At 69.2% G+C, this 23,259-nt stretch carries 18 protein-coding genes; 4 read left to right on the top strand and 14 right to left on the bottom strand.

Features of this window, described 5'->3' with window-relative positions:
- Positions 1–46 precede the first annotated feature (46 nt).
- Positions 47–2,881: an FAD-binding and (Fe-S)-binding domain-containing protein gene (locus CSX12_RS07760; protein WP_124895413.1), complete on the top strand. Its 2,835-nt coding sequence runs from the start codon at positions 47–49 to the stop codon at positions 2,879–2,881.
- A 72-nt stretch (positions 2,882–2,953) separates the two neighbouring features.
- Here CSX12_RS07760 and CSX12_RS07755 read toward each other — a convergent pair whose 3' ends face one another.
- From CSX12_RS07755 to CSX12_RS07730, 6 genes are all read right to left on the bottom strand, one after another.
- Positions 2,954–4,294 carry an alpha-L-fucosidase gene (locus CSX12_RS07755; protein WP_124895412.1) on the bottom strand — a complete coding sequence of 447 codons (1,341 nt, stop codon included), beginning with the start codon at positions 4,292–4,294 and terminating at the stop codon, positions 2,954–2,956.
- A complete protein-coding gene (locus CSX12_RS07750) occupies positions 4,291–5,835 on the bottom strand; it encodes a M81 family metallopeptidase (protein ID WP_346773349.1) in 1,545 nt (514 codons plus the stop codon). The genes CSX12_RS07755 and CSX12_RS07750 overlap by 4 nt, the downstream gene beginning before the upstream one ends.
- Positions 5,836–5,915: 80 nt before the next feature.
- Positions 5,916–6,884 (bottom strand): ROK family protein, encoded by a 969-nt coding sequence (locus tag CSX12_RS07745; protein ID WP_124895410.1) that lies wholly within the window; start codon positions 6,882–6,884, stop codon positions 5,916–5,918.
- Positions 6,885–6,886: 2 nt separating this feature from the next.
- Positions 6,887–7,795: a carbohydrate ABC transporter permease gene (locus CSX12_RS07740; protein WP_017204438.1), complete on the bottom strand. Its 909-nt coding sequence runs from the start codon at positions 7,793–7,795 to the stop codon at positions 6,887–6,889.
- Positions 7,785–8,690, bottom strand: coding sequence for a sugar ABC transporter permease (locus tag CSX12_RS07735; RefSeq protein WP_017204437.1), 906 nt, complete (start codon positions 8,688–8,690; stop codon positions 7,785–7,787). The genes CSX12_RS07740 and CSX12_RS07735 overlap by 11 nt, the downstream gene beginning before the upstream one ends.
- Positions 8,691–8,741: 51 nt before the next feature.
- Positions 8,742–9,998 carry an extracellular solute-binding protein gene (locus tag CSX12_RS07730; protein WP_225855806.1) on the bottom strand — a complete coding sequence of 419 codons (1,257 nt, stop codon included), beginning with the start codon at positions 9,996–9,998 and terminating at the stop codon, positions 8,742–8,744.
- A 200-nt stretch (positions 9,999–10,198) separates the two neighbouring features.
- On the opposite strand from CSX12_RS07730, the gene CSX12_RS07725 reads away from it, so the two are divergent.
- A complete protein-coding gene (locus tag CSX12_RS07725; RefSeq protein ID WP_124895409.1) occupies positions 10,199–11,350 on the top strand; it encodes an ROK family transcriptional regulator in 1,152 nt (383 codons plus the stop codon).
- Between the two features lie 19 nt (positions 11,351–11,369).
- Here the strand turns inward: CSX12_RS07725 and CSX12_RS07720 are convergent, their stop codons facing one another.
- From CSX12_RS07720 to CSX12_RS07685, 8 genes are all read right to left on the bottom strand, one after another.
- Entirely contained in the window at positions 11,370–12,635 is a 1,266-nt protein-coding gene (locus tag CSX12_RS07720) for an alpha-L-fucosidase (protein WP_124895408.1), read from the bottom strand.
- A gap of 101 nt (positions 12,636–12,736) precedes the next feature.
- Positions 12,737–13,765, bottom strand: coding sequence for a ketol-acid reductoisomerase (gene ilvC, locus CSX12_RS07715; RefSeq protein WP_017204433.1), 1,029 nt, complete (start codon positions 13,763–13,765; stop codon positions 12,737–12,739).
- 60 nt (positions 13,766–13,825) lie between these two features.
- Positions 13,826–14,335, bottom strand: a complete 510-nt coding sequence (gene ilvN / locus CSX12_RS07710; protein ID WP_017204432.1) for an acetolactate synthase small subunit — start codon at positions 14,333–14,335, stop codon at positions 13,826–13,828.
- 2 nt (positions 14,336–14,337) lie between these two features.
- Entirely contained in the window at positions 14,338–16,140 is a 1,803-nt protein-coding gene (locus tag CSX12_RS07705; RefSeq protein WP_017204431.1) for an acetolactate synthase large subunit, read from the bottom strand.
- A 71-nt stretch (positions 16,141–16,211) separates the two neighbouring features.
- Complete coding sequence (gene ilvD, locus CSX12_RS07700; RefSeq protein WP_017204430.1) at positions 16,212–17,930, bottom strand: dihydroxy-acid dehydratase; 1,719 nt, start codon at positions 17,928–17,930, stop codon at positions 16,212–16,214.
- Positions 17,931–17,939: 9 nt separating this feature from the next.
- The gene (otsB, locus tag CSX12_RS07695) at positions 17,940–18,737 is read right to left on the bottom strand and encodes a trehalose-phosphatase (RefSeq protein ID WP_124895407.1); all 798 of its coding nucleotides are present in this window, start codon (positions 18,735–18,737) and stop codon (positions 17,940–17,942) included.
- A gap of 51 nt (positions 18,738–18,788) precedes the next feature.
- A complete protein-coding gene (locus CSX12_RS07690) occupies positions 18,789–20,195 on the bottom strand; it encodes a trehalose-6-phosphate synthase (RefSeq protein WP_124895406.1) in 1,407 nt (468 codons plus the stop codon).
- A gap of 62 nt (positions 20,196–20,257) precedes the next feature.
- Positions 20,258–21,523 carry an MFS transporter gene (locus CSX12_RS07685; protein WP_124895405.1) on the bottom strand — a complete coding sequence of 422 codons (1,266 nt, stop codon included), beginning with the start codon at positions 21,521–21,523 and terminating at the stop codon, positions 20,258–20,260.
- A gap of 204 nt (positions 21,524–21,727) precedes the next feature.
- Between CSX12_RS07685 and CSX12_RS07680 the strand changes: the two genes are divergently transcribed.
- Together CSX12_RS07680 and CSX12_RS07675 are read left to right on the top strand one after the other, a co-directional pair.
- Positions 21,728–22,933 (top strand): PLP-dependent aminotransferase family protein, encoded by a 1,206-nt coding sequence (locus tag CSX12_RS07680; protein WP_241160585.1) that lies wholly within the window; start codon positions 21,728–21,730, stop codon positions 22,931–22,933.
- A gap of 9 nt (positions 22,934–22,942) precedes the next feature.
- The gene (locus CSX12_RS07675) at positions 22,943–23,242 is read left to right on the top strand and encodes a hypothetical protein (protein WP_017204425.1); all 300 of its coding nucleotides are present in this window, start codon (positions 22,943–22,945) and stop codon (positions 23,240–23,242) included.
- Positions 23,243–23,259 lie beyond the last annotated feature (17 nt).

Here is a 23,259-nt window from a genome sequence, read left to right as displayed (position 1 = left end):
CTCGGTACACTTGTCTGACAATCTTTCGACGGAGCAGAGGAGCACCGTGCCGACCACACTCGCCGAACCGCTGGACCCCGCCCTGCTGGGCTCGACGACCCGGGTTCACTCGCGCTCCATCGACCGCTTCTCCCGCGCGCACGATGCCTCTCACTATCTGCTGATCCCCGATGCCGTCCTCTCCCCCGCCGACGTCGAGGGTGTGGCGCGTGCTTTCGGCGCCGTCCGTGCCGCCGGGCGCACGCTCACCTTCCGGTCCGGGGGCACCAGCCTCTCCGGTCAGAGCGTCAGCGGCGACATCCTGGTCGACACGCGCAGCGGCTTCCGTGACATCCGCGTCGAGGACGACGGGGCGACGGTTCGGGTCGGTCCCGGGGCCACCGTGCGCCAGGTCAACACCCGTCTCGCCCGTCACCGCCGCAAGCTCGGCCCGGATCCCGCGAGCGAGATCGCGTGCACGATCGGCGGCGTCGTCGCGAACAACTCCAGCGGCATGGCGTGCGGCATCACGGAGAACTCGTATCAGACCATCGAGTCGATGACGATCGTCCTCCCCAGCGGCACGATCCTCGACACCGGGCGCCCCGACGCCGACGAGGTGCTGCGCGCGGCGGAGCCCGCGATCGCCGATGGCCTGCTCGCCCTGCGCGCCCGTCTGCTCTCCTCTCCGGAGCACGTGGCCTTCCTCCGCCAGCAGTTCTCGATGAAGAACACCATGGGCTACGGGTTGAACGCGCTGCTCGACTTCGAGGACCCCGTGCGCATCCTCGAGCACCTGATCATCGGCTCCGAGGGGACGCTCGCCTTCGTCGCGGAGGCCCGCTTCCGGACGATCGCGGTACGACCCGCCATCGCCACCGGCCTCCTGGTCTTCGAGACGCTGTCCGACGCGATGACGGCTCTCCCCGACCTGACACGACTCGGTCTGGCCACGATCGAACTCCTGGACGCGGCGTCGCTGCGCGTGGCACAGGGCCTCAGCGACGTGCCGGCGGCGATCGCCGAGATCGTCGTCGCCGGGCACGCCGCGCTCCTCGTCGAGGTCCACGCCGAGAGCGCCGAGGCCCTCGCGGACGCGAGCGCGTCCGCTCAGGCGCACTTCGAGGCGCTGCCGTTGGCGGTGCCTCCGCGTCTCACCATCGATGCGGCGGAACGTGCCGCTCTCTGGCACGTCCGCAAGGGGCTCTACACCGCTGTCGCCGGCGCGCGTCCATCCGGCACGACCGCTCTGCTCGAGGACATCGTGGTCCCCGTTCCCCGGCTGCTGCACACCTGCGAACGGCTCATCGAGCTGTTCGCCGCGCACGGCTACGAGGGTTCCGTCATCTTCGGGCATGCGAAGGACGGCAACGTGCACTTCCTTCTGAACGAGCGCTTCGACGACGCCGACAGCGTCGCCCGCTACCGGCGCTTCACCGACGACCTCGTGGAACTCGTGCTGTCGCAGCAGGGGTCGCTGAAGGCGGAGCACGGCACCGGCCGCATCATGGCGCCGTTCGTCCGTCGCCAATACGGAGACGCCCTCACCGACATGATGTGGGAGATCAAGGCGCTGCTCGACCCCGACGGCATCCTCAATCCCGGCGTCGTGCTCTCCGACGACCCCGAGTCGTACCTCAAGGACCTCAAGCGCGTGCCGACGGTCGAGCACGAGGTCGACCGCTGCGTCGAGTGCGGCTACTGCGAGCCGACCTGTCCGAGCAAGAGCATCACGCTCACGCCTCGACAGCGCATCGTGATCCGGCGCGATATGGCGTGGGCCGAGGAGCAGGGCGACACCGATCTGCTGCGCGACCTGCAGAAGGACTACGACTACGACGGCGTCCAGACCTGCGCGGTGGACGGCATGTGCGGCGTCGCCTGCCCTGTCGACATCAACACGGGCGACCTCGTCCGCCGTCTCCGGGCCGAGCAGTCCAACGCGGTCGAGGGTGCCGTGTGGGGCACCGCCGCCAAGCACTGGGGTACTGTCACCCGCGCCGGCGGTGTCGCGCTCACCGTCGCGGACGCTCTCCCTGCACCCCTGGTCCGCGGGGTCACGCACCTCGGCCGCGCGGTTCTGGGCACCGACACCGTGCCGCTCTACGACCGCGGGCTCCCCGGCGGCGGGTCGAAGCCGCCGCGCCCGGAGGCGCCGTCCGACGCGCAGGCCGTGTTCTTCGGCGCCTGCATCGGCACGATGTTCGGGGCCGAGGGCGAGGGCCAGGGATCGCGGGATGCCCTGCGCGAGCTGCTCGACCGCGCCGGGATCCCTGTCGTCATCCCGGAGGAGAACGGCGGCCTCTGCTGCGGCACGCCCTGGAAGTCGAAGGGACATCTCGACGGCTATGCGCTCATGGCCGACCGCGTGCTGGACTCGCTCTGGGAGGCCAGCAGGCACGGCGAGCTTCCCGTGGTGTGCGACGCGGCCTCCTGCACCGAGGGTCTGGACGTGATGCTCGCGCAGGCCGTGGCGAAGAATCCGCAATACACCGGGCTGCGCATCGAGGATGCGACCACCTTCGTGGCGCGCGAAGTGCTGCCGAGGCTGAGCGTTCCCGCGAAGCTGCCCACTGTCGCCGTGCATCCGACGTGCTCGACCACCGCGCTCGGAGCGACGGGAGCGCTGACCACGATCGCCGCGGCCGTCGCCGACGACGTGTTCGTGCCCGACGGATGGGGCTGCTGCGCCTTCGCGGGCGACCGCGGCATGCTGCACCCGGAACTGACCGCCAGCGCCACCGCGCAGGAATCCGCGGAGATCGCCGCGGCCGACGTCGAACGCGGCGGTTTCGATGCCTTCGTGTCGGCGAACCGCACCTGCGAGATCGGCATGACGCGCGCGACCGGCCGACCGTACCGCCACGTGATCGAACTGCTCGCCGAGCTCACGCGCCCCTGATCCTCGCGAGACGGCGTGGGCTCTCCCGGATGATCCAGGGAGAGCCCATGCCTCGTCGCGATCCGATCCGTCTCAGCCTGCGGACAGGACCGCGACAGCCTCGCCGCGCAGCCGCTCGGGGATCACCACGACCGCACGATCGCCGTCGGCCCTCTCCACCACGCTGCCGTCCGCCCACCGCAGGTCGGACTGCAGGAGTTCGTCCGGGAGGTCGAGCGTGCCGACTCCCGGGTCGAGAGCGTGCACGTGCACGGTTTCTCCGGTGGTCGTGTAGCGCCGCGGGGCACCGGTGCGCTCCCCCATCCGGATCCACGGGCGGGTGCCGTAGATCGCCGCGCCGTTGGTCTGCAGCCACGCGCCGAGCTCTCGCATCGCGCGACGCTGCAGTTCCGGGATGGAGCCGTCTGCGGCCGGTCCGACGTTGATCAGCAGGTTGCCGTTCTTCGCCACGACGTCGACGAGCAGGCGGATCAGGGCCGCCCCCGAGAGCGAATGCCGTTCGTCCTCGGCCTGGTTGAAGCCGAAGGAGTAGCCGAGGCCGCGCGTCGACTCCCACGGCTCCGGGATGATCTCCGGGATGTCCGTGTACTCGCGGGTGAGGAAGCCGTGGTACGGAACGCCCCAGCGGTCGTTGACGACGCCGTCGGGTACGGCGTCGAAGTACCGCTCCAGGAGCGCGGCGACCGCGTACTCGTCCCGCCCCTTGCCGCCGTCGGGCCACTCGATGTCGTTCCAGAGCACGTCCGGGGAGAAGCGCGCCACGAGCTCGTCCAACTGCGCGGCCGAGTAGCGCGCGAAGTGCTCATCGTTGCGGCGGTACCGGAAGAGGTCCGTGTCGGACTCGATGGGCGGGAAGTCGCTCACGTGCCAGTCGAGCGCCCCGGAGTAGTAGACGCCGAACTTGGCGCCCGCTCGACGCGTCGCGTCGTGGAACTCGGCGATCAGGTCGCGGCGCGGACCCCGTGCGGCCGTGTTGAAGCCGGTCGTGGCGGTGTCCCACAGGCAGAAGCCCTCGTGGTGCTTCGTCGTCGGCACGATGTACTTCGCCCCCGCTCCGATGAGCTCACCCACGAACGCATCCGCGTCGAAGGCGGAGGCATCCCACAGATCCGCCAGGTCCTCGTACGAGGTCCCCGGGCCGTACTGTCGCTGGTGCCGCTCCCACGTCGGGCTGCCGGCGATGCGCACGGTGTTGCCGTACCATTCCGCATACTGGTGCCAGGCGTAGGCGTCTTCGGTGGGGATGTTCACCCCTTCCCCGTGCTGCACCGCCCACGCCGGCACCGAGTACAGGCCCCAGTGCACGAAGAAGCCGAGCTTCGCGTCGCGGTACCACTCGGGCACGCCCTGCGTCGGATACACGGGGGCGTTCGCCCCGAGATCGGGGCCGGTGCGCTTCTCGAAGTTCATCATGCGTTCTGCTCCTCGGCGGCTCCGCGGCGGACGACCACCGCTGTCAGGTCGGGGCGCCCGTCCGGGTCGAAGGGATAGACGCCGGGCTGGAGGCGGTGATGCCCGAGCCGCAGCAGGTCCTGATCGACGCCGCCGGGTGTCAGGGCGAGGGTCCAGCCCTCGGCGAGTTCGTACAGCTCGGGCTCGAGGTAGCCGATCTTCACCACGACGATGTCGGCGGTGGTGGGCTCGAGGCCCAGCATCCGGAAGTCCGAGAGGTGGTGGAACGGCTTGCGGCGCTCGGTGATGATGGCGTGCAGTCCGCCCACCGCGATCACGACCTGGGTGCCGGCGTCGGCGTCTCCGTCCGTGATCGAGAAGACGGTGCCCGTGATGCGCACGGGGCCGCTCGGCCCCGCATCCACCCGGGCACCCGCATCGAGCGTCACCGGGGATCCGACACCCGCCGCCACAGCGTGCGCGACGGCTTCCCTGTCGAACACCGAGGCCACGAGGGTCGTCCGACTGCCGTCGGTGAGCTCCGACCGTGCGAGCAGATGCGCGAGCGTCCACGTCACATCACCGGCGCCGCCCGCGGTCGGGTTGTCTCCCGAGTCGGAGATCAGATACGGATGGGGAGCGCCGGGGGCGAGGGCTCTTTCCAGCGCTTCATCGAGTGAGCCGGTCTCGGCCACGAAGACGAAGTCCTCGCGGGCGTCCCAGAACATGCCGGCGACACGCTCCGCTTCGCGGGCGATCAGCTCCTCGTCGTCACCGGTCACGACCACGTACGCCTGGCACCGCGGCTCGTCCGCCCATGCATAGCCGATCCAGACCGAGGCGTCGACGACACCGGGGAGCGCCTCGATCTCGGGAAGCTGCGCGTAGATGCTGCGCGCGGGCTCCAGCCGGGTGCTGGTCTTCTCGCCCGGCAGTAGCACCGGAACCGGCACCCACGCCGTGTACGGCCGGCGGCGCAGGGGGTCGCTGCCGTGCGGCCCCCGCAGGCGGGCGAGCAGGTTCCACACCGCCCGCTCCTTCGTGTTCAACCAGTCCTCATGCGGCGCCATCCGGTAGCACGTGAGCAGGTCGACGGCATCGCGCAGCACCTCCGAGACGTTGCCGTGCAGGTCCATCGAGGTCGACACGAGCGTGTCGGGACCGAGCGCCGCGCGTACCGCGAGCGCGAGATCGCCTTCGGCGTCGTCCATGCCGACCACGCTCATCGCACCGTGGATGTCGAAGAAGAACCCGTCGAAGGGGCCCTGCTCGCGGATACCGGCGACGATCGCATCCTTCATCCGCCGATACGTCTCCGGAGCCACGGCGCCGCCGGGCAGCGAACGACCGTGCGTCAGCGGCACCCATTCGGCCGCCGCAGCCAGTTCTCGCCCGCGGTCCAGGAACGGGTAGTAGCTCCGCAGCGTCTCTCCCGTGCGCACGGTGAACGCCTCGTCGCCGGAGATGTGCGGGGAGAACGTGCTCGACTCGATGGAGATCCCGGCGATGCCGATCCGGGGCTTCGGGAGTCCCCCGTCGGCGACGGGCGGAAGGGCGCCCATCCAGATCTCGTGGGCTTCGGGACGTGCGGTCACGGGGTGCGCTCCTTGTCGGTGCCGGATTCGTCGGAAGAGGTTCGGACTCAGTGTGCGCCCGCCGGCACGAGCGCACGGCGAGCGGTCTCGATCGCGCCGAGCGCGACCGCGTCGGAGCCGAGGACCGCGGGGATGATGCGCAGCGGGATGCCGGACACCGGGGAGTCGGTCCGCAGGGTGAGGGCGATCGCGGGCTCCAGGAGGTCCCAGGCGGCGGCGACGCCTCCCCCGACGATCGCGCAGGGCAGGTCCAGGATCGTCGCCGCGCTCGCGCAGGCGAGCGCGACGGCCCGACCGGCCGCGTCGAACACGGCGACCGCATCGGCGTCACCGTCGCGAGCGCGATCCGCGACCGCGCGGGCGTCGAGCAGAGCACCGCCCGTCCGCTCCTGATAGCGCAGCGAGATCGACGTGCCGGATGCCAGCGTCTCCAGGTGCCCGGTCTGGCCGCACGTGCACACCAGGTCGCTGTAGCCGGGGGTGTGGCCGATCTCCCCCGCGGCGCCGTGCGGTCCGTGGTGGAGCTCGCCGTCGATGAGGAGGGCGCCGCCGACGCCGGTGCCGAGCATGACGCCGAGCACATCGACTTCGACGCGACCCTCGGCGGCCGCCTCGCCGAGCAGGAAGGCGTTCACGTCGTTCTCGACCCGCACCGGCACGCCGAGTCGAACCTCCAGCTCGTCCGCGAGCGGGAACCCTGCCCAGCCTACGAACGTCGCGGAGGCGGCCCGGATCGTGCCGGTGTCGTGGTCGATGACGCCGGCCGCGCCGACCCCTGCCGCCGCGATGTCCGCACCGGCCTCCGCCGCGAGCCTTCGGGCGAGATGGGCGGCGGCATCCGCCATCGCTCCTCCCCCGGCGGCCGCCGGCGCGGGCACGCTTCCCCTCGCGAGGACCGTTCCGTCGCCGCTGACGAGGAGGGCGGCGATCTTCGTGCCTCCGATGTCGATGCCCACCAGAGCGGCGCCGCTGGTGCTGTCGCCGGGCATGGTGATCCCCTGCTCCTGACCGATCATGTTCAGCGCCCGCCCAGTCCGGCCATCGCGATGCCCTTGACGAGGTGCTTCTGCAGCACGATCACGAGAATCGTCGTCGGCACCATCGAGATGATCGCGGCGGCCATCTGCAGATCCCAGCGTGTGCCGGTGAGCCCGGCGAAGCTCGCCAGACCCACGGGCAGCGTGCCGTGGGCGTTGTAGTCGACCGTCACGATGAGCGGCCACAGGTAGCTGTTCCAGAAGGACAGGAACGTGAAGACCGCGAGCACCGCGACCGCCGACTTCGACAACGGCAGGATGATCTGCAGGAACGACCGCACCGGGCCCGCGCCGTCCACGCGGGCGGCTTCCTCCAGCTCGTACGGGATACCGCGGAAGAACTGCCGCATCAGGAACGTCCCGAAGGCCCCGAAGGCGAACGGGAGCACCAGCGCCTGGTACGTGTCGACCCAGTTGAACCACTGCATGACCTGGAACATCGGGATGACGAGCACCTCCGCCGGCACCATGAGGGTCGCGAGGAACAGCACGAAGACGGCGTCCCTCCCCTTCCAGCGCAGGCGTCCGAACGCGTATCCCGCGGTCGTGGAGACGATCAGCACGACGAGGGTGCCGAGGATGGCGACGATGAACGAGTTCGCGATGTAGGTCACGAACGGGCCGTAGGCGAACACGTCGACGAAGTTGCTCCACCGCAGCTCCGAGCCGACCAGAGTCGGAGGCATCGAGAACATCTCGGAGTTGGGCTTGAGAGCCGAGAAGAACGCGTAGACCAGGGGCGAGATGAAGATGAGGGCCGCGACGTAGATCGCGACGTGCGCCAGGATCAGACGGGCGCGGGCGGCGGGCGTGGTCGCGGCTCCGCGTGCGCGCTCGCGATCGGTCCGGGTCCGACGACCCGTGGGGCGGATGAGGGTCTCAGTGCTCATAGTGCACCCACTTCTTCTGCGCGGCGAACTGGAGACCGGTGATGGCGATGATGATCGCGAAGAGGATCCACGCGGCCGCGGCAGCCAGGCCGAGGTCTCCGAAGGTGAAGCCCTGCTCCCAGATGTACATGACGAGTGGCTTCGTGGCGTTGCCGGGGCCGCCGCCGGTGAGCATCTGCGGCTGGACGAACACCTGCAGGGAGGTGATCATGGTCATGATCGTTGCGAAGAAGATCGACGGCGAGATCATCGGGATGATGATGCTCCACACCCGCCGGAGCCCTTGGGCGCCGTCGATGCTCGCGGCCTCCAGCACGCTCTCGGGCAGCTGCTCGAGAGCGGCGGAGAAGATCAGCATGTTGTAGCCGAGTCCCTGCCAGACGCTCATCACGACGACCATGATCATCGCCCAGGACGGATCGGCGAGGAAGTTGGGCAGCTCGATGCCGAACCAGCTCACGGACAGGCCGTTGAAGAGTCCCTGCGGCTGCAGCATCATCTTCCAGACCAGCACGTTGGCGACCATCGGCGTCACGACAGGGATGAAGAACAGCACCCGCAGCGCGCCGCGGCCGCGGATCCGCGAGTTGAGGCCGAGGGCGAGCACGAGCGAGAGAGCGACGCTCAGCGGCACGTACAGCAGGGTGTACACCGCCGAGTTGCGCAGCGCCGGCCAGAAGTCGGGGCTGCTGGTGAACAGCTTGACGTAGTTGTCCACGCCGTTGAAGGTCCGCTCGCCGAAGGTCGGCCAGTCGAAGACGCTCATCACGATGGACAGCCCGACGGGCACGATCGTGAACAGGGCGAGCCCGATCAGGGCTGGGCTTGCGAATCCCAGCGCCTGACCGGCCTCCACCTTGGCGAGCGATCGTCGACGTCTCGTCGTGATCGTCATCTCAGTTTCTTTCTCTGTTACTGCACTGCTGCTGCGGTGGCCGGAGCCGGGTCACTCGCCGAACTGCGCCTGCGCGTTCGACAGCAGCTCTTCCATCGTCATCTGCCCGTTGTAGACGCTGACGAGGTTGGGCTGGATGTAGCTGTCGAGCTTCTGCCAGTTCTTCGTCATGTAGAGCGGGACGGTGTCGCCGAACGCTGCCTCGAAGACGGACTGCACCTGGTCGCGGTACTGCTCGTCGATGGACTCGAAGTACAGCGGCTGCGACGAGATGCGCGCCGGGTACGACCGTCCGGACGAGGCGATGTAGTCCTGCGCGTCCTCACCGAGCAGCGATCCCATGACCTTGAGCGCGGCCTCCGGGTTCTTGCAGTTGGCGGAGATGCCATAGCCGGAGCCGAGGATCGGACCGGGGTTGCCGTCCACGCCGGCGGGCAGCGGCACCATGCCGGCGGCGAATCCGGACTCGTTGTTCAGGTAGCTGACCGCGTTCCAGGTGCCGTCGACGGCCATCGCCGCGTTGGCGCCGGTGTACTGGTTCTCGCCCCAGCCAGTGTCGGAGGCCGAAGCCACGGGAGCGGCGACCTTCTTCTCAGTGACCAGTCCGGCGTACCAGGAGGCCGCGTCGACGAAGTCCTCGTCGTCGATGTGCAGCGTTCCGTCCTCGGAGGCCGGCTGGGTCGCGGAGTACGCGATCGGCATCGACATCCACTGGTACCCGCCCATGCCCATGCCGAAGCCGTACTTGCCGTCCTTCGTGGCGTCGGCGGCGATGGCGTCGAAGTCGTCGAACGTCCAGCCGATCTCCGGGGTCGCCGCACCGGCCGCAGTCAGCAGGTCCTGGTTGTAGTACACGAGCATCGTCGCGACGTCGAACGGGACGCCGTAGACCTTGCCCTCGAAGCTCAGGATGCCGTCGGCACTCGGGTTGAACTCATCCCAGTCGATGCCGGCCGTCTTGAGGTCGTCCTCGCTGAGCTCGCGGAAACCGCCCGTGTACCCGCCCAGCTGGGCGCCGCTCATCCCGGTGACGCAGGCCATGTTGCCGCTGGCCATGTTCGTGGTCAGCTTCGTGAAGAAGTCGCTCCACGGCGACGTCTGGAGCTTGATGGTGATGTCGGGGTTCTGCTCCTGCGCGAACGCGACCTGGGCCTCGAGGGCGTCCACGTCCGACTCGCTGCCGGCCCACATGTCGACGACGATGGTGTCGCCGTCGGCGGACCCGCCGCTGTTGCTGCTCGCGCAGCCGGTCATCGCGACTGCGACGCCGGTGACGGCGACCACAGCCCCTACACGCAACTTCTTCATTGAATGCCTCCTGGAAGGGAACTGGTTATTTCGAGAGCCGAAGCAACCTAGTAGGATTTCGTATGAAGTTACCGTTTCATAGTTCGCAACGGGCCGCAAGCTGAACATCCGATGTTTATCGGACCTTGATAATTCGTAACTCCCGGGAAACATGACCATCCCCCGCTACGCTGACGATGCTCCGACAGGAAAGTGCTCCCATGACGAACACCGCTGACACCACCGTCGACGATCCCCATACGCGGCGGATCCTCGACCTCGTCGCGCGCGGCGAGGCGCAGTCCCGTTCGGAGCTCGCCTCCCGGCTCGGCGTTGCGGCATCGACGGTCGGGCTCCGGGTGCAGTCCCTGCTCGACGCCGGCGTCCTCCGAGAAGCAGGAGACGGCACATCCCGAGGCGGTCGGCGGCCGCGGGTACTGCGGATAGCCGCGGACGGCTTCGTCCTCACGGCCGACCTCGGCGGCGGCCATGCCCGCATCGGCCGACACTCCCTCAGCGGCACGCTGCTGGGCAGCGAGTCGATCTCCGTCGACGTGACCGAGGGCCCTGAGGCGACCCTCGACCGTCTCGCCGTCGTCTTCGACCGCCTCGGCACCGGGGGCAGGGTCCATGCGATCGGCATCAGCCTCCCCGGCCCCGTCGACATCGCCACCGGGTCCGTCGACCAGCCCTCACGGATGCCCGGATGGCCCGGATTCCGCGTCGGCGAGCACCTCTCCGCGCGCTACGGCGTCCCCGTCGCGGTCGACAACGACGCCAATCTCGCCGCGCTCGGCGAGCACCGCGAACGCTTCGGACACACCGGCCACAGCATCACCGTCAAGGCGGGGACGGCGATCGGCAGCGGCATCATCGTCGACGGACACGTCCACCGCGGCGCGACGTCCGCAGCCGGAGACATCACCCACACCCGCATCGACGGCAGCGGCGACATCCCCTGCTCCTGCGGCAACACGGGGTGTCTCGAGACGGTCGCGAGCGGGGCGAGCCTCGTCCGGCAGATGCGCGAGCGCGGCAACGAGAGCGTGCGGGCGACCACCGACGTGCTCGCCCTCGCGCGCGACGCGGATCCCCTCGCGACCACCCTCGTCCGGACCGCCGGGACCCACCTCGGACAGGCGCTGTCCGGCGTCGTGAACTTCTTCAACCCGCACGCCGTGTTCCTCACCGGCAGCATGAGCGCGTCGGAGCCGTTCATCGCGGCCGTCCGCAGCCGCGTCTACGAGGCGTGCCACCCGCTCGCGACCCAGCGGCTGCGCATCGAATCGGCGGCCACGGGAGCCGACGCGATCCTCTTCGGGGCGGCTCGACTCGCCCTGGAGGGCATGGAGATCCCGGTGGCGACGGCCTGAGCCGCCGCCACCGCCGGCGTCACTCCCTGGTGAGCGTCAGCTCGATCACGGGGACGAGCACGTCCGGGCGCCGCACCGGCAGGTGCACGGTCAAGGTGCCCTCCGCCTCCCCCGCCGGCGTCATCAGATCGGCTTCGCGATCCGGATCGGACACGCTCGTGCGCAGCCACGATCCGTCGTTCAGCAGCCGGGCGTACGACACCCTGCCGGCGAGTCCCGGAAGGTGCACGAACCCCATCGGCCAGCTGAACAGGCTCAAGTAGAGGCGGTCGCCGCGCCGCGTGTACACGCCTTCGCGCGGAGGGGTGAACGGCGCATGCCCCGCCCCGACCACGGCGTCGCGGTGCAGGCGCATCCACTCGCCGATCTCCGCGAGCGTGCCCGCATCGCGGGGCGCGATCGCACCGCGCCCGTCCGGCCCGATGTTCAGCAGCATGTTGCCGTCCATGGAGACCGAATCGACGAGCATCTGGACGAGGAGCGTGGACGACTTCTGGTCCGTGTTGTCGCGGTCGTAGCCCCAGGAGCCGTTCAGCGTCTGGCAGGCCTCCCACGTCAGCGGAGCACCGTCCCTGGTGAGGGGCGACGTCGGCTGATACTGCTCCGGCGTGACGAAGTCGGCGGGGATCCCCAGCCGATCGTTCACCAGCATGGCGGGCTGCAGTTCGCGGCACAGCGCGAGGAGCGCCGTCGCATCCCAGTCCTCGGGTCCCTTGCCCGCCCAGCCGTCCTTCTCCTCCGGATAGGTGAAGTCGAAGAACAGGTAGTCGATCTCGCCGTACTGGGTGAGCAGCTCCCGCACCTGGCCGTGCAGGTAGGCGCGGTAGCGCGACATGTCGCGGCCCTCGTTGAGCGCCTGCGCGTTCTCGTCGTCGCGACGTGGGTGGTTCCAGTCGATCGTGAAGTCCGGGTGATGCCAGTCGATCACCGAGTGGTAGAGCCCGACCTTGAGCCCTTCCGCGCGGAGAGCGTCCACGTACTCGCGCACGAGGTCGCGCCCGACGTTGGACACGGAGGTGAAGTCGGTCAGCTTCGAGTCCCACAGGCAGAAGCCCTCGTGGTGCTTCGTCGTGAGCACGACGTAGCCCATCCCGGTCTCCTTCGCCGTGCGCGCGAGAGCGGCGGCGTCGAAGAGATCGGGGTCGAAGTGCTCGAAGTACGGCCGGTAGTCCTCGTCGGTGAGGCGCTCGTAGTTCTGCACCCATTCGTGCCGGGCAGCGCCGCTGTAGAGCCCGAAGTGGACGAACATGCCGAACCGAGCCCGGTCAAACCATTCCTGTTGCATGCGTCCATCCTGGCATAGACATCGGATGTCTGCGGAGGAGTTCGAGCGGAGAACGCCGAAAGGGCGCCCCCGAAGGGACGCCCGTTCGTTCGAGGATCGAATCAGCGCGCGGCGCTGCCGTCGACGTAGTCCTCGTCCTGCTGCTTCCAGGCGAAGAGCGAACGCAGCTCCTTGCCGGTGACCTCGATCGGGTGCTGCTCCTCCTTGGCGCGCAGCGCGAGGAACTCCTCGGCCCCGTTGTCCTGGTCGTCGATGAAGCGCTTGGCGAAGGCGCCGGACTGGATGTCGGCGAGCACGCCCTTCATGCTCTCCTTGACACGCTCGTCGATGACGCGCGGGCCCGAGACGTAGTCGCCGAACTCGGCGGTGTCGGAGATCGACCAGCGCTGCTTGGCGATGCCGCCCTCCCACATCAGGTCCACGATGAGCTTGAGCTCGTGCAGCACCTCGAAGTACGCGATCTGCGGCTGGTAGCCCGCCTCGGTCAGCGTCTCGAAACCGGCCTGGACGAGGTGGCTGACGCCACCGCAGAGCACGGCCTGCTCGCCGAACAGATCGGTCTCGGTCTCCTCGGTGAAGGTCGTCTTGATGACGCCGGCCCGGGTGCCGCCGATCGCCTTCGCGTAGGACAGCGCCAGGTCCCAGGCCTTGCCCGAGGCGTCGCGCTCGACGGCGATGATGTCCGGGATGCCGCGGCCGGCGACGAACTCGCGACGGACCGTGTGACCGGGAGCCTTGGGGGCGACCAGGATCACGTCGACGCCCTCAGGAGCGTCGATGTAGCCGAAGCGGATGTTGAAGCCGTGCGCGAACGCGAGCGTCTTGCCTGCCGTGAGGTTCGGCGCGATGGACTCGCTGTAGATGGTGCGCTGGTGCTGGTCCGGCGCGAGGATCATGATGACGTCGGCCCACTCGGTGGCCTCGGCGACGGTCTTGACCGGGAAGCCGGCCTCCTCGGCCTTGGCGGCCGACTTGGAGCCCTCCTTGAGGGCGATCGCGACCTCGACACCCGAGTCGCGCAGGTTCTGCGCGTGGGCGTGGCCCTGCGAGCCGTAGCCGACGATCGCGACCTTCTTGCTCTGGATCAGGGACAGGTCCGCGTCGGCGTCGTAGAAGATCTCGGTGCTCACGATGTGTTTCTCCTTGGTTGTGGTTGTTCGGGACACCTGGTCCCTGAGCTTTTCGAAGGGTCAGCCGCGCAGGACGCGTTCGGTGATGCTCTTGCCGCCGCGACCGATCGCGAGAAGACCCGACTGCGCGATCTCCTTGATCCCGAACGGCTCGAGCGCCCGCAGCATCGCGTCGACCTTGCCTTTGTCTCCCGTGACCTCGATGACCAGGGCGTCGGCGGCATAGTCCACGACGGAAGCGCGGAAGAGGTTCACGACCTCGATCACGTTCGAGCGGGTGGCGTTGTCGGTGCGGACCTTCACGAGCATGTGCTCGCGCTGCACCGACGTGGCGAAGTCGAGCTCGACGATCTTGATCACGTTGATCAGCTTGTTGAGCTGCTTCGTCACCTGCTCGAGCGGGAGCTCGTCGACGTCAACGACGACGGTGATGCGCGAGATGCCGGGCACCTCGGTCACGCCGACGGCGAGGGAGTCGATGTTGAAGCCGCGGCGGGCGAACAGGCCGGCGACGCGGGTGAGGAGGCCGGGGGTGTTCTCCACCAGCAGGCTCAGCACGTGGGTCGACATGGTCAGTCCTCCTCGTCGAATGCGGGCGCGTGGTCGCGGGCGTACTGGACGTAGCTGTTGCTCACGCCCTGCGGCACCATCGGCCACACCATGGAGTCGGCGCTCACGACGAAGTCGATCACCACGGGGCGGTCGTTCGTCTCGAGTGCGAGCTTGATGGCGGCGTCGACCTCGTCCTCCTTCTCCACGCGGATCGCGAGGCAGCCGTAGGCTTCGGCCAGCTTCACGAAGTCAGGGATGCGGATCGTGCCGTGGCCCGTGTTCAGGTCGGTGTTCGAGTGGCGGCCGTCGTAGAACAGCGTCTGCCACTGGCGCACCATGCCCAGCGAGGAGTTGTTGATGATCGCGACCTTGATCGGGATGTTGTTGATCGTGCAGGTCGCGAGCTCCTGATTGGTCATCTGGAAGCAGCCGTCGCCGTCGATCGCCCAGACCGGACGATCCGGCTCGGCGACCTTGGCGCCCATGGCTGCGGGCACCGAGTACCCCATGGTGCCGGCGCCGCCCGAGTTCAGCCAGGCGTTCGGACGCTCGTACTTGATAAACTGCGCCGCCCACATCTGATGCTGCCCGACACCCGAGGCGAAGATGCCCTCGGGTCCGGTGAGCTCGCCGATGCGCTGGATCACGTACTGCGGGGCCAGCAGGCCGTCGGTGGTCGGGGCGTATCCGAGCGGGAACTCGGTGCGCAGTCCGTCGAGGTACGACCACCACTCGTCGATGTCGGGCTTTCCCCCGGCGGTCGCTCCGCGGAATGCCGCGTCGAGGTCGATGAGCACATCGCGCACGTCGCCGACGATCGGGACGTCCGCCGTCCGGATCTTGGAGATCTCGGCCGGGTCGATGTCGACGTGCACGACCTTCGCGTTCGGCGCGAAGAGCGCGGCCTTGCCGGTCACCCGATCGTCGAAGCGAGCACCGAGGGAGACCAGGAGGTCGGCCTCCTGCAGCGCGAGCACGGCGGGAACCGTACCGTGCATGCCCGGCATGCCGAGGTGCTGCGGGTGCGAGTCAGGGAAGGCACCGCGCGCCATGAGAGTCGTCACCACGGGCGCGCCGGTCGACTCCGCCAGCTCGAGGAGCTCGGCCGCAGCGCGACCGCGGATCACCCCGCCGCCGACGTACAGCACCGGCTTCTTGGCTTCGGCGAGCAGCGCTGCCGCAGCCTGGATCTGCTTGCCGTGGGCCTTCGTCACCGGGCGGTATCCGGGCAGGTCGATCTTCGGCGGCCACACGAACGGCGCGGTCGCCTGCTGCGCGTCCTTCGTGATGTCCACGAGCACGGGCCCGGGACGACCGGTGCCGGCGATCTCGTAGGCGGCCGCGATCGCGCCGGGGATGTCCGCGGCGTCCTTCACCAGGAAGGAGTGCTTGGTGATCGGCATCGTGATGCCCACGATGTCGGCCTCCTGGAACGCGTCCGTCCCCATCAGGGTGGAGAAGACCTGGCCGGTGATCGCCAGCAGCGGCACCGAGTCCATGTACGCGTCCGCGATCGCCGTGACGAGGTTGGTCGCGCCGGGGCCGGACGTCGCGATGCAGACGCCGACCTTGCCGGAAGCGGAGGCGTAGCCCTCTGCCGCGTGACCGGCACCCTGCTCGTGCCGCACCAGGATGTGGCGCAGCTCGGAGGCGTCCATGAGCGGGTCGTACACCGGGAGGATCGCGCCGCCGGGAAGACCGAAGACGTCGGTGACCCCGAGGAGTTCCAGTGAGCGGACGACGGCCTCGGCACCCGTGATCTCCGGGGCAGAGGGTTGACGGGCGGGCGGCCTCGGCACGGCCGAGACGGAGTCAGCAGTCATGACTTTCCTTCTGATGAACGGTGCAGGAAGGCGGAGGCCCGAGGGGACGGGATCCTGAGCCTGTCGATGGATCAGCCTGTGGTCGCTCCCTCGGCGGCGGACCGCACGAGGCGCGAGTACTTGGCGAGAACGCCTCGGGTGTAGCGCGGGGGAAGCGGCTCCCAGCCAGAGCGGCGGGAGGCGAGCTCTGCGTCGTCGACGAGTAGGTCGAGAGAGCGAGCTGCGATATCGACCCGTATCAGATCACCATCGCGCACGAAGGCGATAGGACCTGCGTCCACCGCTTCGGGTGCTATGTGGCCGATGCACAGGCCGGTTGTGCCGCCTGAGAATCGTCCGTCCGTCAAGAGTAGTACATCTTTTCCGAGCCCCGCGCCCTTGATGGCCGCGGTGATCGCCAGCATCTCGCGCATACCCGGTCCGCCCTTGGGTCCTTCGTAGCGGATGACGATGACGGTGCCGGGCTCGATCGTGCCCTCGGCCACGGCGTCCATCGCGGCGCGCTCCCGCTCGAAGACGCGGGCGGGTCCCTCGAACACCGCGGCATCGAAGCCAGCGGTCTTCACGACGGCGCCCTCGGGAGCGAGCGAGCCGTGCAGGATCGTCAGACCGCCGGTGGCGTGGATCGGGTTGTCGAACGTGTGGATGACCTCGCCGTCGATGGGCTGCGGGTCGAGCTCGGCGAGGTTCTCGGCGAGGGTCTTGCCGGTGACGGTGAGCGCGTCGCCGTGCAGCAGGCCTTCGTCGAGCATGGCCTTCATGATGACGGGGATGCCGCCGTGACGGTCGACGTCGTTCATGACGTACTTGCCGAAGGGCTTCATGTCCGCCACGTGCGGGACCTTGTCGCCGATGCGGTTGAAGTCGTGGAGGTTCAGCTCGACCTCGGCCTCGCGCGCGATGGCGAGCAGGTGGAGGACGACGTTCGTGGAGCCGCCGAGCGCCATCGCCAGCGCGATCGCGTTCTCGAACGCCTCCGGGGTGAGGATGTCGCGCGTCGTGATGCCCTGGCGCAGGAGGTTCACCACGGCCTCGCCCGAGCGGTGGGCGAAGTAATCGCGGCGACGGTCGGCCGCGGGCGGAGCAGCTGAGCCGGGAAGGCTCAGGCCGAGCGCCTCCGCGACCGAGGCCATCGTGTTGGCGGTGTACATGCCGCCGCACGCCCCCTCGCCCGGGGCGATAGCGCATTCGATGCGCTTGAGGTCCTCTTCGCTCATGAGCCCGGCGCGGCAGGCGCCGACCGCCTCGAACGAGTCGATGATCGTGACGTCCTTCTCGGTGCCGTCGGAGAGCTTGACCCAGCCGGGTGCGATCGATCCGGCGTAGAGGAACACGCTCGACAGGTCGAGGCGCGCGCTGGCCATGAGCATGCCGGGGATGGACTTGTCGCAGCCGGCGAGCAGCACCGAGCCGTCGAGGCGCTCCGCCATCATCACGGTCTCGACCGAGTCGGCGATGACCTCACGCGAGACCAGCGAGAAGTGCATCCCCTCGTGGCCCATCGAGATGCCGTCCGAGACGGAGATCGTGCCGAACTGCAGCGGGTAGCCGCCCCCCGAGTGCACGCCCTCCTTCGCCCCCTGCGCGAGCCGATCCAGGCTCAGGTTGCAGGGCGTGATCTCGTTCCAGCTGGAGGCGATGCCGATCTGGGGCTTGTCCCAGTCCGCGTCTCCCATGCCGACGGCACGCAGCATGCCTCGGGAGGTCGTGGCCTCGATGCCGTCGGTGACGACGCGGCTGCGGGGCTTGATGTCGATGGGCGCGCTGGAGGAGGGATCATGCGAGGACATGACGAGAGTCTATTCCTGCGCGGCGGCCCGTTCGTCCGCCAGCGTCTCCAGAAGCGCGGCGATCTGTTGTGGAGAGTCCACACGCAGTGCGGCAGCGCTCTCCCCCGGTCCCACACGGACCCCCAGGTCTCCGGGGCCGAGCACGCGCATCGCATCCTCATCCGTGACGTCATCGCCCGCGAACAGGATGCCCGTCGCCGCGAAGCGCTCTCGGAGCGTCGTCATCGCGGCGTCCTTGCCCTCGGCACGCGAGGAGAACTCGAGCACGCGGTGCCCCGCTCGCCGACGCCAGTGCGGGAAGCGCTCGGCGACGAGGGCGTCGATCTCGGCGAACACCTGCTGCTCGGTCTCGCGGTCGGCACGACGCGTGTGCACGCCCATCCCGAAGGTCTTGGGCTCGAACTCCGCGCCCTCGTAGCGGGCGATGATGGGCTGAGCCGCTGCCCACAGCTCCTCGCGCGCTCCATCCTCGGTGGCCTCGCCCGGGGCATCGGCAGCGCCCGCGCCGGGGAACCAGTACTGCGCGCCGTGAGACCCGGCCAGAGCGATCGCGGAGTCATCGTCGTGCTCGGTGATCACGCGGAGGTCGTGCATGCTGCGCCCGGAGACGTAGGCGACCACCGTGTCCGGCAGGGCGGCGAGGCGCGCGACCTGGGCCGCGACCTCCGGAAGCGCGCGCGCCGCCATCGGATCGGCGACCAGCGGGGAAGCCGTGCCGTCGAAGTCGAGGGCCACGACGAGCCGGGGCGTCGCCGCCAGGGCGCTCAGCTCGGCGTCGGGTGTTCCGGGAATCCAGGCGCGCGTCACAGGTGCTCCAATCAGAGAGGGGATGATCCCAGTATCGCGGAGACGCGTGCGTCAGCGACGGCGCACGTCGGCCAGCGCCGCCAGGAACGACGACGACCAGGCGTTGACGTCGTTGTCGAGGACGCGGCGTCGCAGCGAGCGCATGCGCCGGGCCTGCTCCGCCGGCGGCATCTCGATCGCCGTCATGATCGCGTCCTTCAGGCCGGCGATGTCATGCGGGTTCACCCGAACCGCCTGACGCAGTTCATCCGCTGCGCCCGTGAACTCGCTGAGCACCAGCACTCCCCTGTTGTCGGCGCGGGTCGCGATGTACTCCTTGGCGACGAGGTTCATCCCGTCGCGCAACGCCGTGACCAGCATCACGTCGGCCGCGAGATAGAGCGCGACCATCTCCTCGCGCGGGTAGCCCTGGTGGAGGTAGCGGATGGCCGAGTGCCCCACGGTGTCGTGGTCGCCGTTGATGCGGCTCACGGCCAGCTCGATCTCGTCGCGCAGGTGGGCGTACGCGTCGACGCGCTCCCGGCTCGGGCTCGCGACCTGGATGAGGGTGACGTCCTCGGGGTCGAGCCGGCCGTCCTCGAGGAGCTCGCCGTACGCCTTGATCCGGTGCCCGATGCCCTTGGTGTAGTCGAGGCGGTCGACGCCGAGCAGGATGCGCTTCGGGTTGCCGAGGCTGGCGCGGATCTCGGCGGCACGCGCCTGCACGTCCTCCCGCGCCGCGAGCTCCAGGTAGGGCTCGGTGTCGATGGAGATCGGGAACGCCCTGGCGAGCGCGGTACGGGTGGTGTCGCCCTCGGGGACAGCGATGTTCGAGCCCTTGACCTCGTAGCGCAGTCGACGGCGCACAGCCGTGAGGAAGTACGTGGCATCCTGCGCGCGCTGGAAGCCGATGACATCGGCACCCAGGAGTCCGCGGAGCACCTGGTCGCGCCAGGGAAGCTGGGCGTAGAGGCCGTGCGCGGGGAACGGGATGTGGTGGAAGTAGCCGATCGTGACGTCGGGGCGCAGGTCACGGACCATCTGCGGGACGAGCTGCAGCTGATAGTCGTGCACCCAGACCGTGCCGTTCTCGGCGACGGCCGCGGCAGCGGCTTCGGCGAACCGCTGGTTCACGATCACGTATGCCTCCCACCACTCGCGGTGGTACTGCGGAGGGGCGATGACGTCGTGGTACAGCGGCCAGATCGTGTCGTTCGCGAAGCCCTCGTAGTAGTCGGCGACCTCCTCCGCGCTGAGCGGCACGGGGATGAGGTGGATGCCATCGGCGTCGAACGGCTCGAGCTCCACGTCGGCCTGCCCCGGCCAGCCGACCCAGGCCCCGTGCACACTGCGCATCATGGGCTCGAGCGCGGCGACCAGGCCGCCGGGTGAAGTGCGCCAGATCTCCTCGCCGTCGGGCCCCTCCACCCGGTCGACAGGCAGCCGGTTTGCGACGACGACGAAATCTGCAGCGGTCACGTATGACTCCTCACGGTTGATTCCAACCTACCCAGGTTCCGCGATCGGCGCCGGAGTGCGGGTCATCCCTTGACAGACGCCCGACGAGGGTGCTCTCGACTCAGGAACCAGTTCGCGACACCGGCCGCGAACGCGATGGCGGCGGCGACCATCGGCAGCACCAGAGCCGCCGACGTGCCGACGCTCTCGGCGATCTCGCCCGCCACGGCCGCACCGAGGGACTGCCCCACGACGACACCGGATCCGAGCATCGTCATGACGGTGGCCGAGCGTCCGCGCGGACTGCGCGCGGCACCGAAGCTGTACTGCGTGACCAGGGTCGGGCCGATGCCGATCCCCATGATCGCAAGGGCCACCATCATGGTCGCCGGGGAGTCCACGAAACCGAGCAGGAGCGTCCCGGCCAGCAGGATCCCGGAGAAGACGAGCCAGCGCGCGCGGAGCGAGAACGCCGCGGGCAGCCAGGCGACGCCCAGGGCGAGCGCGGCGGAGCCCACCCCCATCACGCCGTAGAGGAGTCCGGCCTGCTCTGCAGCGCCGCGGTCGGCCATGAAGGACGTGAGCGAGGTCAGCATGGTGCCGAAGAAGATGCCGACGCCGAGAATGCCGAGGACCACGATGAGCAGCTGCGGACGGAACAGGTCCGACACCGCTGAGGGCGCCCTTCCCGCGGCGTCGCGGTCCGCGGAGACATGGCGCCCGCTGGGGTGCAACGCGAACGCACCGACAAAGAGCACGGTGAGGACGGCTGCTCCCACCAGCGGGGCCCAGGGAGCGATCGCCGATGCCAAGATCCCGACCAGGAACGGGCCGAACACGAAGACCGTCTCGTCCGCCGCCGACTCGTACGCCATCGTGCCCGACACGGTCCTGGCTCGGCGGGACTCCGGCATCCGCTCGCCGATGATCGTCACGAGCCGCGAACGCGAGAGCGGAGCGACCTGCGGTGCGGTGGCGCCGATGCCGACGGCGGCCAGGAGGACGAAGCCGTCGGGAGCCGTGCCGTAGACCACCAGCGTGAACAGCAGCAGCATCGCCCCGTTCGCGAGCGCGAGGACGACCAGCACGGCGCGTTGCCCGAAGCGGTCGGCCGCCGCGCCGAGGAGGGGGCCGAAACAGGCCGTGCCCAGGCCGACGGCCGCCGAGGTGAGCCCGCCCAGGGAGAGGGAGCCGCGCGCCGCGACCACGACGGTCAGGACGCCGACGACCATCATGGCGAACGGCAGCCGTGCGATGAAGGCGATCAGGAAGTACGGGAAGCCTGCGATGCGGAGAAGGCTCGGCTCGTGGAGCTGCTCATCCGAGGCATGTGTCGATACGTGTGTCATGGCTCTCGCGCGTCGGAGACGCGGTGTCGGGTGCCGCCGCTGTCCGTCGGAGCGCCGACGGCCGGTAGATACACGGTTGTGCGGCCGCGGACATGCCGCGACGGCATCCATGATACCGGGCGTGCTCGGGTGACTGCCGTGAGCGCGCGAGGACTAGTCTGGCGACACCTGTCAGGCTCTGCGCCCAGCTCGAGGAGAGATCCATTGCCGAACGTCCCCCAGGTCAGCGCCGCCCGCACCGCCCTTCCACTGCGCTCGCGGAGGGTCGGCGAGACCAGGACATCGCCCGTGCGCGACCTGCTCGCCCTCACCGAACGGCCGGAGGTGATCTCGTTCGCGGGCGGTCTTCCTGCACCGGAGCTGTTCGACCTCGAGGGCATCCGTGCCGCGTTCGACGCGGTGCTCACCTCCCCCGCCGTGCTGCAGTACTCCACGTCGGAGGGCAACCGCGTCCTGCGCGAGGAGGTGGCCGGTCGATACAGCGCCGACGGACTCCCGACGACCGCCGCCGACGTGCTCATCACCACCGGTTCCCAGCAGGGCCTCGGGCTGCTCGCGACGGCGCTCGTCGACCCTGGCGACACGGTGCTGGTCGAGGAGCCCTGCTACCTCGCTGCGTTGCAGACGTTCGCGCTGGCCGGCGCCCGCGTCATCGGTGTGCCGTATGCGGAGGACGAGCTCCAACTGGACGAGCTGGACCGCCTCGCCGCCGCGCACGCCCCGAAGTTCTTCTACACGGTGCCGACCTTCCAGAACCCCACCGGCCGCACACACGGACTCGAGGCGCGACGCCGGATCGCCGAGATCGCCGAGCGCCGCGGATTCCGCATCATCGAGGACGAGCCGTACCGTCAGCTGCGCTACTCGGGCGCGGCGCTGCCCTCGTTGGCGGCGTCAGCGCCGGACCACGTGATCAGCCTGGGCAGCTTCTCCAAGGTGATCGCGCCCGGTCTGCGCATCGGCTGGATCCGGATGAGCGCGGACGTGCGTCCGTCCGTGACGATCGCCAAGCAGGCCGCAGACCTTCACACCTCGACGATCGATCAGGCGGCGGCGGCACACTATCTGCTCTCCGGCCGCGGCGAACCAGCCCTCGCACGCATCCGGGAGGCTTACAGGGAGCGCCGCGATGCGATGCTCGCGGCTCTGCCCGCGGCTCTCCCGCAGGACAGCACCTGGAATCGGCCGGAGGGCGGAATGTTCGTCTGGGCGCGGCTCCCGCAGGGCATGGACGCCTCCGCAGCCCTCGGCCGGGCGCTCCGACACGACGTCGCGTTCGTCCCCGGCGCCTCCTTCTTCTCCGGAACCCCCGATGTGCGCACCCTCCGCCTCTCGTTCACGACCTACTCCCCTGCCAGGATCGAGGAGGGCTTGTCAAGGCTCGGTGCGAGCTGGGGTGCGGGCGGGTAGCGTAAGGACATGCGCTACCTCTTCAGCACCGGACTCGTCGCTGCGATCTCCGCAGGAATCTCGCTGTTGCGCGGCACCCGCGAGCAGCCCATCACCTGGCGCGCCGTGCTGTCCTGGGTGAGCTGGGGCATCACGATGGCCCTGGCCGTCGGCGCCGTGATCGACATGAACCGCGAGCGACGCGGCGTGCTGGTCGACGCCGACTCGCCCCAGTCGGTCAAGAAGGCGAAGAAGGCGCAGCGCCTGCAGTTCCGCTCGCAGAAGGCCCTGGCCGACACGCAGGACCACGCCAAGGACGAGCGCTCCTGAGCGGGGCGGCGAACCGC

This window comes from Microbacterium sp. Y-01, assembly GCF_003856715.1.
GTDB classification, from domain to species: Bacteria; Actinomycetota; Actinomycetes; order Actinomycetales; family Microbacteriaceae; genus Microbacterium; species Microbacterium algeriense.
This window is presented reverse-complemented; position numbering and strand designations above follow the sequence as displayed.